The 9,023-nt window shown below is 68.4% G+C and carries 10 protein-coding genes, 1 tRNA gene and 2 pseudogenes; 7 read left to right on the top strand and 6 right to left on the bottom strand.

All coding sequences use genetic code 11. From position 1 onward, the window contains the following. From GRX66_RS13405 to GRX66_RS13390, 4 genes and pseudogenes are all read left to right on the top strand, one after another. Positions 1 to 193 (top strand): magnesium transporter (locus GRX66_RS13405; protein ID WP_201293017.1); only part of this gene is annotated, 193 nt, incomplete at its 5' end. Continuing rightward, positions 194 to 750 (top strand): annotated as a pseudogene (locus GRX66_RS20575) (magnesium transporter). 60 nt (positions 751 to 810) lie between these two features. Next, positions 811 to 1,764: a hypothetical protein gene (locus tag GRX66_RS13395; RefSeq protein WP_233745521.1), complete on the top strand. Its 954-nt coding sequence runs from the start codon at positions 811 to 813 to the stop codon at positions 1,762 to 1,764. Positions 1,765 to 1,880: 116 nt separating this feature from the next. Continuing rightward, positions 1,881 to 3,134 carry an MgtC/SapB family protein gene (locus GRX66_RS13390; RefSeq protein WP_159527012.1) on the top strand — a complete coding sequence of 418 codons (1,254 nt, stop codon included), beginning with the start codon at positions 1,881 to 1,883 and terminating at the stop codon, positions 3,132 to 3,134. Positions 3,135 to 3,176: 42 nt separating this feature from the next. On the opposite strand, the gene GRX66_RS13385 is transcribed toward GRX66_RS13390, so the two are convergent. After that, positions 3,177 to 3,671 (bottom strand): RNA-binding domain-containing protein, encoded by a 495-nt coding sequence (locus GRX66_RS13385; RefSeq protein ID WP_325064112.1) that lies wholly within the window; start codon positions 3,669 to 3,671, stop codon positions 3,177 to 3,179. After that, positions 3,668 to 4,279: an AAA family ATPase gene (locus tag GRX66_RS13380; RefSeq protein ID WP_159527011.1), complete on the bottom strand. Its 612-nt coding sequence runs from the start codon at positions 4,277 to 4,279 to the stop codon at positions 3,668 to 3,670. The genes GRX66_RS13385 and GRX66_RS13380 overlap by 4 nt, the downstream gene beginning before the upstream one ends. Before the next feature lie 106 nt (positions 4,280 to 4,385). Between GRX66_RS13380 and GRX66_RS13375 the strand changes: the two genes are divergently transcribed. Next, positions 4,386 to 4,460, top strand: a tRNA-Arg gene (locus tag GRX66_RS13375). Positions 4,461 to 4,752: 292 nt separating this feature from the next. Here the strand turns inward: GRX66_RS13375 and GRX66_RS13370 are convergent. After that, a complete protein-coding gene (locus GRX66_RS13370; protein WP_159527010.1) occupies positions 4,753 to 4,902 on the bottom strand; it encodes a hypothetical protein in 150 nt (49 codons plus the stop codon). A 267-nt stretch (positions 4,903 to 5,169) separates the two neighbouring features. Continuing rightward, positions 5,170 to 6,279: an aminopeptidase gene (locus tag GRX66_RS13365; RefSeq protein WP_159527009.1), complete on the bottom strand. Its 1,110-nt coding sequence runs from the start codon at positions 6,277 to 6,279 to the stop codon at positions 5,170 to 5,172. A 114-nt stretch (positions 6,280 to 6,393) separates the two neighbouring features. Here GRX66_RS13365 and GRX66_RS13360 point away from each other — a divergent pair, with 114 nt between their 5' ends. After that, entirely contained in the window at positions 6,394 to 7,410 is a 1,017-nt protein-coding gene (locus GRX66_RS13360) for a threonine aldolase family protein (RefSeq protein ID WP_325064111.1), read from the top strand. Here GRX66_RS13360 and GRX66_RS20340 read toward each other — a convergent pair. After that, positions 7,407 to 7,538, bottom strand: a complete 132-nt coding sequence (locus GRX66_RS20340; RefSeq protein ID WP_267903089.1) for a DUF7859 family protein — start codon at positions 7,536 to 7,538, stop codon at positions 7,407 to 7,409. The two genes, GRX66_RS13360 and GRX66_RS20340, sit on opposite strands and share 4 nt — an antisense overlap. Before the next feature lie 250 nt (positions 7,539 to 7,788). Between GRX66_RS20340 and GRX66_RS13355 the strand changes: the two genes are divergently transcribed. Continuing rightward, positions 7,789 to 8,442, top strand: a complete 654-nt coding sequence (locus tag GRX66_RS13355; protein WP_159527008.1) for an ArsR/SmtB family transcription factor — start codon at positions 7,789 to 7,791, stop codon at positions 8,440 to 8,442. Positions 8,443 to 8,563: 121 nt separating this feature from the next. Here GRX66_RS13355 and GRX66_RS13350 read toward each other — a convergent pair. Then, positions 8,564 to 8,890, bottom strand: a pseudogene (locus GRX66_RS13350) (metallophosphoesterase family protein); the annotation flags it as partial. Positions 8,891 to 9,023: the final 133 nt, after the last annotated feature.

The following is a 9,023-nucleotide window of genomic DNA, read 5'->3' as shown; positions in this document are numbered from 1 at the left end:
GCCCGTCGTCGCCGGCGTCCTGTCCGGCCTCGGCCTGACGTTCGTCGTCATCGTCACCGTCTTCGTCGGCTACCGCCGCGGGCTCAACCCCGACGCGCTCGCCGGCCCCGTCGTCACCACGACCGGCGACGTCATCGGCATCGCGACGATGCTCGCGGGCGCGCGAATCGCCATCCAGGCCGGGGTGGTCTGAGTGTCCCAGGAGTGGACCATCGAGGCCATCGTCGCGGCGACGTTCCCGTTGCTGGTCGTGCTCACCGTCTTGGAGCTCTGGGGCGGCCTGGTGCTGGACGGCAGCAAGGCCGTGCTCACGCGCTACCCGTCGCTGTTGACGCTCGTTCCCGGCATCATCGCCGTCGCCGGGAATCTCGGCAGCGTGCTCGCGAGCCGCCTCTCGACGGCGTTCCACCTCGGCACGCTGTCCTTCGACCCGACCGACGACGCGCTCGTCGGGAACGCCGCCGCCACGTTCGCGCTCGCCGGAACGCTGTTCCCCGCGGTCGGCGCGGGCGCGTGGCTCGCGCGTACGCGCTCGGCGACGCCGCGCTCTCCCTCGTGACCGTGGTCTTCGTCGCAACCGCGTCCGGCCTCCTACTGGCCGTCGTCGCCGTCGCAATCGCCACCACCGCGACGTACGCCGCCTACCGGCTGCGACTGGACCCAGACGACGTCGTCATTCCCATCGTGACGACGACCTGCGACGTGCTCGGCGTCGTCGTCTTCCTGCTGGTCGTCGGCGCGACGGTGTGACAGCCAGCGCTCCGGTCAGGAGACCGACACCCGTAATTCGCCCGAGTACGAAGGGCGGGTGTGCAACTCGCGGCGCTCCTCGTGGACGTGCTCCCCCGGGTCGCTGTCGTCGCCGTCGCCATCGCCGTCGGCCTCACGCTCGCGAACCTCGCGGTGGCGTTCGGCGCCGTGCGGTACGTCGCCGGCCTCGCGCGCCCGCTGACCGGGCCCGCGAACCTCCCGGACGAAGTCGGCACCGCGATCCTCGCCACGACCGCGTCGCCGACCGCCGGCTACGGCATGCTCAAGGAGTACCGGGACGCCGGCGTGCTCGACGACCGCGCCACGCTGGTCGCGGTGACCATCAACACGTTCTTCGGGTTCGTCCAGCACATCTTCACGTTCTACGCGCCCGTGCTCATCCCGATTCTCGGGCTCCGCGTCGGCCTCATGTACGTCGGCGCGCGCGCCGGCATCAGCCTCGCCATCACGGTGGCGGGCGTGCTCGCCGGCGCGCTGTTGCTCTCGGAGCGCAACGTCGCCCCCGCGACCGACTCGGACGTCGACCTCCCCGGCGGCGACGACCCGGACAGATGGACGGCGGTCCGTGACGCGCTCGCGGAGACAAAGACCAAACTCGTCCGCATCGTCCCGCGACTCGCCATCGTCTACACGGTCGTCGTCTACCTCACGACCGCCGCGGACGTCACCGAGTACACGGCCGCCGCGGAACCGCTGACCCGGGCGGTCGGTCTGCCGTCGGCGAGCGTCCCCGCCGTCGCCACGTTCGCCGTCGACACGACGACGGGAGCGATCTTCATCGCGCCACAGGTCCCCGGGACGTTCACCGCGCGGCAGGCCGTCGCGACGATGCTCGTCGGCGGCATCGTCTCGTTCGCCGTCTCCACGTTCAAGCGCTCGATCCCGTTCCAGTACGGCATCTGGGGCGCGCGCTTCGGGTCGAAGGTCATCGCCGTCAACGTCGCCGCGAAGGTCCTGTTCATCGGCGTGACCGTCGTCGCCCTGCTCGGGTAACCGCCGGCGCCCCGCCAGTTCTCGTCGCCGTTCCGCGCACGGCGACGCGCGGGCCCGCCATTAAGTCAGTCTGCGTCGTAGGCTCAGATACGGCTTGACAGCCGGGTCCACAACTGATGATAGAGCCGGGAACCGCGCCGCTCACGACGGTGGTGTTGCACCTCGGGGTCGCGCTCGGACTCGGCGCGCTCGTCGGCCTCGAACGCGAGCAAAGCGAGTCCGGCGGGTCGTTCGCGGGGAGCCGGACGTTCCCCCTGTTCGCCCTGTACGGCGCGCTCGTCGCCGCGTTCTTCCCCGACGCGCTCCCGATAGCGGTCGCCGTCCTCGCCGCGCCCCTGACCGTCGCCTACGCCGGGAAAGTCCGGTACGAGCGCGACATCGGTCTGACGACGCTGATGGCCGCGCTCGTCGTGACCGTGCTCGGCGCGGTGACGATGCACTCGGAACGCGGCGTGGTCGTCGCGATCATCGTCGGTGGCACCGTCACGGTGTTGCTCTCCCTGAAAGACCCCGTCCACGAGTTCGCCGACCGGATCGAGGCACAGGAGCGGTTCGCGTCCGCGAAGTTCATCCTCGTCGCGCTCGTCGTGCTCCCGGCGCTCCCCGACCGGCCAGTCGACGCGCTCTACGGGCTCAACCCTCGGTTCGTGTGGCTGATGGTCGTCTTCGTCACGGGCCTCGGGGCCGTCGCCTACGTCCTCGGAAAGGTCCTCGACCCCGAACGCGGCATCGCCATCACCGGCGTCGTCGGCGGGTTCGTCTCCTCGACGGCGACGACGGTGTCGATGGCGGAGAAAGCCAGGCAGAACGTGTCGCTGCATCAGGCGTGCGCGTTCGCGGTCGCCACGGCGTCGATCGTGATGTTCCCGCGCGCGCTCGTCGAAGTCGCGGTCGTCAACCCGGAGTTGTTCCCGAGCGTGGCGGTGCCCCTCGGCGCGATGACCGCGGTCGGAGCGGTCGCCGCCGGCGTGCTGTACTGGCGGACGAGGTCGTCGGACGCGGTCGAAGCCGAAGAGCTCCGGAACCCGTTCCGTCTCGGGCCGGCGCTGGTGTTCGGCGCCGTGTTCGCGGTCGTGTTGCTCGTCTCCGAGTCCGCCCACGAGTGGTTCGGCGCCTCCGGCGTCTACGCGACGGCGTTCCTCTCCGGGCTCGCGGACGTCGACGCGATGACGATCACGCTCAGCAAACTCGCGGCAGACGGCGCGGTCTCCACGGAGGTGGCGACGACCGGCATCGTCATCGCGGCGGTCGCCAACACGTTCGTCAAGGTAGCGCTCGCGTGGCTGCTCGGCACCAGGCGACTGGGGCGGCTCGTGGCGCTCGTGCTCGGCATCGTCGTCCTGAGCGGGGTCGTCCTCGTCGTCCTGTGAGCCGGTCGCCGCGCTGGACGCCGCCGTTCGTCGCCCCGTCGCTTATTCGGGCGACTCGACGGGTTCGCCCTCCTCGGTTTCCGGCGCGAGGTAGCTGATGAACGACGCCACGTCGGGCTCGTGGACAGTGACTTCGACGTGGACGTCGCCGAGTTCGTCCGGACTCCCCACCGAGAAGTTCACCTTCCCGACGTACGCCGCCTGCTTCTTCAGGTCGAAGCTGAACCCGCTGTCGGTCCGATTCCGCAGGAACTCCTTGCGAGCGGTGTCCAAGATGCGCTGTTCGAACAGCTGCTCGCGGAACGCTTCCACGTCGTGGCACTCCGCGACAACGCGGGTCGCGGGTCGTTCCTCCCCGCTCGCTCCAGTCGTCGTCTCCGCACCGTCGGCCACGCGATTTCCTCGCGTTTCCACGTCCGCCGACGGGAACAGCCCCGTCACCGTCTCGACCACGCGGTCGGTGACCTCCGTCGGCTGCACCGGCGCGGTAATGCGGACGTCGACGCTGTAGAGGACGCCGTGCTCGGTGTCGCTCACGACTGCTCCACCCCGCCGGTCGCGGATTTCGAATCGTCGCCGCTGGCGTCCTCGTCGCGGTCAGCGTCTGCGGCCTCAGTCAGGAGTTCCGTGACGCGCTCGTGGAACGCCTCGAGGGAGCCAGTGTTCTCGATGCGGAGGTCGGCCGCCTCGATTGCGTCATCCATCCCGAACCCGCGCTCGCGCTCCTCGCGCGCCTCCAGGGATTCGCCGTCGACGTCCCCGGGCCGACCCCGGCCCTCGATGCGCTTCCGGCGGAGTTCGAACGGCGCGTACACTTCGACGAGCGTGAACGCGTCCCCGAACGCGTCCCGGAACTGCTCGACCTCCACGTCCGACCGGATGCCGTCGACCAGCACCACGTCGTTGTCCTCGAGGTGGTCGCGGATGATCGGGAGCGAGCGCTCCGCGATGGCGCCCGGGCCGCGCTCCTCGCGGAGTTTCTGTGCGATGCGGCCGTGGTGGTCCGCCGGGTCGAGGCCGCGGTCCCGACACTCCTGGCGGATGACGTCCCCCATGATGACGACGGGGACGCCGAGTTCCTCCGCGACGGCGGCAGCCTCGCTCTTGCCGCTGCCGGGCATCCCCACGGTACCGATAACTCTCATTACGAGCACAGAGGTGACCGCGGTACGTGTGTGCTTCGACTTCCGGCGTCCGCGGCCGCAGCACAACCCGTCGGTTTTTACTCGCGGTGCCTCTACGGTACGGTGAGGGCACGTAGCTCAGTTCGGACAGAGCGTCTGGCTTCTAACCAGACGGCCGGGGGTTCGAATCCCCTCGTGCCCGTGCAGCGAACGCAGTAAGCGAACCGGTTCGAGGGGAGTCGCAACCCTGGAAGTCGCAACCGCGAGCGAAGTGAGCGGTCCGTCTCCCTTCGGTTCGAATCCCCTCGTGCCCGTATTGCGGTCGCGAGTAAACGGAGGCGACGCGACTAGTAGAGACGAATCCAGCCAGTAGGCACTACAGACCAAGAATACCGATTCTTCGTGGCGACTGCGTGGGGGCGAGCGGCGGCGAGTAGTCGTGCCCGGGTCCCGGGTCGAGACCGCTGGTTCGACCGGGTGTGCACCGACGATAGCTACATCAACTGTTTGACTTCCTCGAAGTCGGTGCGGCAGAACGGGCAGCGATAGCTCGTCTCGAATCCCGTGGTCTGCGCGATAGTTCGCGTTTCGAGTTCGTGCATCGCGATACCGCGGTCACAGTCCGGGCAGTCGAGCTTAGGCACGTCACAACGGTAAACATTCCATTAACTTAAAACAGGGGTTGGTAATTGATAACATACCAGCGCCAGAGACGCCACAACGACCCGGATATCGCGCGTTCCGACCGAACCCAGGGGAAAGAATGCTGTCAAACGTCTTGTGGCAGCGCACTCGAATTAAGAATCTCCTAACCACGTGTCGGAGCAGCAAACCGCGAGTTTGCAGGCCACGGTTCGACTGCGATCCAACTCCGAACCCAACCCCCAAACGCGCCGACCCATCGCGCCGCGCTACTCCTCGAATCCGTCTTCGAACCTGAACGTCCCGTCGCGCTGCACGACCTCGCCGTCGACCTCGATGTACGAGTCCTCGCTCATGTCCACGATCATGTCGACGTGTTTCGCGGACTCGTTCTGCTCGACGCCCTCGCCGACCGTCTCGGGGTACGCGCGGCCCAGCGCCATGTGGACGGTGTCGCCCATCTTCTCGTCGAACAGCATGTTGTACGTGAACCGGTCGATGTCCCGGTTCATCCCGATGCCGAGCTCGCCGAGGCGGTCCGAGCCCTCGTCCGTCGTGAGAATGCCCTCCAGGACGGCCTCGTTCTGCTCGGCGCTGAAGTCCACGACCTCGCCGTCCTCGAACTCGAGCCACGCGCCCTGAATCTCGCGGGCCTGGTGGTAGACCGGCTTGTCGAACAGCACCTCGCCCTCCACGGAGTCCGGAACGGGCGCGGTGAACACTTCGCCCGCGGGGAGGTTGTTCGTGCCGCAGTCGTTCAGCGTCACCATGTCCGCGACGCTCATCGTGACGTCCGTCGTGTCCCCGGAGACGATGCGGACCTCCTCGGCAGGGTCCAGAATCTCCACCATCTGCTCCTGGTGGTCCTCCACGGCGTCCCAGTCTTTCAGCATCGCGTCGTAGACGAAGTCCTCGTACACTTCCGTCGACAGCTCCGCGAGCTGGGCGTCGGCGGGCGCCGGGTAGTGCGTGAGACACCACTTTGTCTCGAGGCGGGCATTCAGGACGTCTCGGTACGCTTCCGCGTACGCGGCCCCGATCTCGGTGCTGACGTCGCTCTGCTCGGCGACGTTCTCGTGCGGGCGGGCGACGACGGCGGCGTCGGCGTGCTCGAACAGTTTGAGGAGGTGTTCGGGTTCCTCGAGGTCCGCCGCGTCGACCTGCTGGAGGTACGCACGGGTCGCGCGGTCGGTGCCGATGCCGCGGTCGCCGCGCGCGAGCATTACTGGATTCGCGCCGACCGTGCCGATCTCCTCGTAGAGAGCGACGCGGAGGTCCTCGGCGGCCGGTGGCATGCTCACCACGACGTTCTCGTCGGGCTGGAGGTCGATGGCTCGGTCGACAATGATTTCAGCGTGGCGCTGAACGCGGGAGTCCATACGGAAGGCTTCGCGGGAACGCCCGGAAGGCAGTTTCGGAACGCCGCTGGCCCCGCAACGCTGTCGGCTTCCGGGACGCCCCAACTTTTGACGTTCGAGCACCGACGTCCGCTCGTGATTGACCTGCGAAGCGACACCGTGACCCGGCCCGGGGACGCGATGCGGGCGGCCGCGGCGGACGCGGACGTCGGCGACGACGTCTACGGCGAGGACCCGACCGTGAACGAGCTCGAACGCCGCGCCGCCGACGTCGTCGGCGCGGAGGCCGCGCTCTACGTGCCGACCGGGACGATGGGCAACCAGATCGCCGCGCGCGTTCACACGGACCGCGGGCAGGAAGCCCTCGTGGAACGGCAGAGCCACGTCTACAAGTACGAACTCGGCGGGTTCGCCCAGCACTCCGACCTCCAGGTGCGGACGTACAACGGCGGGGCGAACGGCGCACCGACGCCCGAACACGTTCAGTCGGGATTCGTAGAGGAGGACCTCCACCGGGCGGGGACGGGCCTGCTCTGCCTGGAGAACACGCACAACGTGAAGGGGGGCGTACCCGTGCCGGCCGACGAGGTCGCTGCAGCGGCGCAGGCCGCACACGACCTCGGCGTGCCCGTTCACGTGGACGGCGCGCGCGTTTTCAACGCTGCAACGGCGCTGGACGTCGACCCCGCGGACCTGCTCGCGCCCGTCGACTCCGTGATGTTCTGCCTGTCGAAGGGACTGGGCGCGCCCGTCGGATCGATGCTCGCGGGGGACGCCGAGTTCGTGGGGGCGGCCAGGCGCATCCGGAAGCTCCTCGGGGGTGGAATGCGCCAGGCCGGCATCATCGCCGCGCCGGGTCTTGAAGCCCTGGAGAACCGGGATCGGCTGCACGTCGACCACGAGAACGCGACGCGACTCGCCGAGGGACTCGACGCACTGGAGGGGCTGTCGGTCGCCGAGCCGGAGACGAACATCGTGCTCGTGGACACCGCTGCGTCCGGGTCGACGGCGGACGAGCTCCTAGAGCGCTGTGAGCGAGAAGGCGTGACGGGGTCGAGGTTCGGCGAGTACACCGTCCGCTTTTGCACGCACCTCGACGTCGACGCGTCGGACGTCGACGACGCCGTCGCGGCCGTCGAGCGCGCGCTCTAGTCCCGTTTCCCGCTCTCGAAGCCCTCCTTGAACCCGGTCAGGGTCCGCCGGACGAACAGGAACAGGAAGAACACGAACAGCAGTATCAGGCCGGCGACGACGTAGAACTCGGGGCCGAACTCGACCATACGTCTCTGTTCGCGCGCCGGCCATTAGTCGTTTCGTCCGCGTGCCGCGCCAGATTCGATTCCGTGCCGCGTCAGTTCGACCCGCCGCCGAGCCGGCGCTGACGGCGAGCACCGCGAGGCTGTCGCCGAATCGGGTCGCCCGGGACGGCCGCCCGTGGAGCGCGTTTTCGACGATAGTTCGTTCGGTATTTCCGTCGACCCCTGGCGTGTCAAGATAAAACTCATTGCACTCCGTCTCTAAGGCGATGTTATGTCCGGCCTGCTGCCCTCCAAATCGGAGGCCGACGACCCTGAGGGCGAACCCCGAGTGGTCGGTGTCGACTCCGACGACGCCGACCGCCTGCTGTCGGCGCTGTCCTCGGGGACCGCCCGCGACCTGTACGCCGCCCTCCACGACCGCCCTGCGACCCCGTCGGAGCTCGCGGAGGACGTCGAGACGTCCCTCCAGAACGCCCAGTACCACCTCGGCAAGCTCGAGGACGCCGAACTCATCGAGGAGTGCGACACGCGATACTCCGCGAAAGGGCGCGAAATGAGCGTGTACGCGCCCTCCGACGCGCCCGTGGTGTTGTTCGCGGGCGACGAGGAGGAGAGCAAGACCGTCCAGACCGCGTTGACGAGTCTGCTGGGCGTGCTCGGCCTGCTCGGCGTCGTGAGCCTCCTCGTCCAGCGGCTGTTCGGCACCGGCCTGCAGGCGCCGGGGAGCGACGCCGACAGCGCCGGTGGCGTTGTGGGAACGACCAGCGAGTTCTCGGGGTTGGTCGCGGAGAACGACCAGCCAGCACAGACAGCCGTCGACGCGACCAGGGAGGGAATCGCGACGCTTCCCGCGGGCCTGTTGTTCTTCCTCGGCGGTGTCGTGGTGCTCAGCCTCGTCGCGGGTGCCTGGTACGTCAGGCAGTGAGCGCCGCGGTTTCGGGCCGTTCGGGTAGCTAAAATTCGTCTTTGAGTCAACGTCGCCTACTTGGTAGGGGGACACGTACCTGTGTGGTACAGGCTGCCGAAGCCTGGCTCTCCCGCTGACACTACCGGCCCTCCACACGGAACGACCGGAGCACGCTCCCCTCGCGGGTTCGAATCTCGCCGCGCACGCCACCGTCCATGGGGGACAGTTCGGCGTGCGCCGCGGGGTTCCCCCGCGGGTCGGCGTGACTACCCGGATTCAGCAACACTGCGTCTTCTGTCTGCGTCACCGACGGCTGGTGCGTGTGTCCCGACACGACGAGGTCAGCGCCGCGTTCGAGCCCGAACAGCGACAGCCCAGTGGGGCCGCCGCGCTGGTGGTGGGTCACCGCGATTCGGAGACCCGCCGCTTCGAGCGTCCGCGCTTCCGGGAGGCGGTCCTCCACGGCGGGGTCCAGTTATCCCGCCGGTCGGTGGCAACAGTCCGCCCTCGTCACGATACGAAAGGCGTGCAACCCACGTCTCGCCGTTGTGGGTGAACTTTGCTGCTCGGCTGCCGTCCGCGTCTTTCACGAGGGCGTC

This window comes from Halobacterium bonnevillei, assembly GCF_009831555.1.
Classification (GTDB): Archaea; Halobacteriota; Halobacteria; order Halobacteriales; family Halobacteriaceae; genus Halobacterium; species Halobacterium bonnevillei.
This window is presented reverse-complemented; position numbering and strand designations above follow the sequence as displayed.